The organism is Spongiactinospora sp. TRM90649, from assembly GCF_029382225.1.
GTDB lineage: Bacteria > Actinomycetota > Actinomycetes > Streptosporangiales > Streptosporangiaceae > Spongiactinospora.
This window is the reverse complement of sequence record NZ_JARLTC010000090.1, coordinates 1-1592: the sequence shown is the minus strand read 5'-3', so window position 1 is coordinate 1592 and position 1592 is coordinate 1. Positions and strand designations below refer to the sequence as shown.

The window sequence follows — 1592 nt, the reverse complement described above, 5'->3', positions numbered from 1 at the left end:
CTCCCCCCGAAGCGTTAAGGTGATCCACCTAAGTCGTTTACCCATGGTGATCATTCCACACTTAGAGTGATACCCCCCGTTTAACCCCCCGTCGAATCATGGAGCGGTCATCATGTCCCCGCCGGTCGGCGGCGCTGAGGTCAGCGCGCGAGTGCGTGCTCGTAGCCGGGCAGGGTCAGGGCGCCGTTGGCGGCACGACCCTCGGTGCCTGAGGGGAGCGTCGTCTGGGTGCGCAGCATCGCGTTGCGCGCGTCGAGGTGCCGCCGGGTGCGTGGGGCGAGCACGCCGCCGCCCGCGGTGGCGAGGGCCTGGTTCTGCTCCGCGAAGTCCCGGACGGTGTTCTCGTAGGCCGCGAAGGCGGAGACGTGGTCGTCGTGGGTGGCCAGTTCGCCGGCGAAGCAGAAGCCGAGATAGCGGTGATAGCGCTCTTCGGGGCCGAAGGCCAGGCCTCGGGTGTTGGAGTGCAGCCCCTCGGCGCCGATCACCAGATCGAATGTTCGCCTGGCGCCGCCGTCGAAGGCGACCTCCACCTGATCACCTCGGTCGTGGATGGCCGCGATGGAGTCGTCGAACAGGAACTCGACCTTGTTCTCGACCAGACCGTAGAGGCTGTCGGCCAGGTCACCCCGGCGCGGTCCGCTTCGCCGACGACGTCACGGCCCACTTGACCACCCTTGGCGCAGGATGAGCGATACGGAGGGAGGGCGATGCCGGCCCATCGAGGTCATGGACGGGCAGTGAGATCCGCCTCCGGGGCCGGAGCATTAGGATCTTCATGGTTCCCTGGCCGATGGGCGGCGGCGCCCGCGGATCGTTCGGCCCGCCCGGTGGGCCGGCCATCATGAAGGCGAGCCTTCCATGCGCATTGTGATTGCCGAGGACGACCCCCTGCTGCGCGAAGGGCTGGCGCTGCTGCTGCGGGCCGAGTCGCTGGACGTGGTGGCCACCGCCTCCGACGCCGCCGGGTTCCTGGACGCCGTGGACGCCCACCGGCCGGACGTGGCCATCGTGGACGTGCGTATGCCGCCCACCCATACCGACGAGGGCATCGTGGCGGCCGTCGAGGCCAGGCGGCGGCTGCCGGGACTGGCCGTGCTGGTGCTGTCGGCGTACGTGGAGCAGGCGTTCGCCACCGATCTGCTCGCGCATGGCGGCGCGGGCCTGGGTTACCTGCTCAAGGAGCGGGTCGGGCGGGTGCAGGAGTTCCTGACGGCGCTGCACCGGGTGGCCGATGGCGGCACCGCCATCGATCCGGAGGTGGTCGCGCAGTTCCTCACCCGCAGCCGTCCCGGTGACCGGCTCGGACGGCTCAGCCCGCGTGAACGCGACGTGCTGGCCTTGATGGCCGAAGGGCTGGGCAACGCGGCCATCGCCGAGCGGTTGTTCGTCACCGGCGGCGCGGTGCACAAGCACATCCGCAACATCTTCGCCAAACTCGACCTGGCCCCGGCCGACGGCACCGACCGGCGGGTGGCCGCCGTGCTGACCTACCTCGAACGCGTGGAGAGGTGAGCTCCGGCGTCCCGGCCCCGCGACGGCGGTACCCCTGGCTGTACCTCTGTTTGGGGCGTAGAGGGGAATGATCGAAACGC

At 69.8% G+C, this 1592-nt stretch carries 2 protein-coding genes; one reads left to right on the top strand and one right to left on the bottom strand.

Annotation, left to right across the window (positions count from 1 at the left end; all coding sequences use genetic code 11):
* Positions 1 to 140: 140 nt before the first annotated feature.
* Positions 141 to 530 carry a hypothetical protein gene (locus tag P3X83_RS43100; protein WP_277311246.1) on the bottom strand — a complete coding sequence of 130 codons (390 nt, stop codon included), beginning with the start codon at positions 528 to 530 and terminating at the stop codon, positions 141 to 143.
* A gap of 328 nt (positions 531 to 858) precedes the next feature.
* Here P3X83_RS43100 and P3X83_RS43095 point away from each other — a divergent pair, with 328 nt between their 5' ends.
* Positions 859 to 1512, top strand: a complete 654-nt coding sequence (locus tag P3X83_RS43095; protein ID WP_277311245.1) for a response regulator transcription factor — start codon at positions 859 to 861, stop codon at positions 1510 to 1512.
* Positions 1513 to 1592: the final 80 nt, after the last annotated feature.

Excerpts from the sequence above, each read along its gene's own strand:
- P3X83_RS43095 (WP_277311245.1), top strand. The coding sequence starts at position 859 with ATGCGCATTGTGATTGCCGAGGACGACCCCCTGCTGCGCGAAGGGCTG.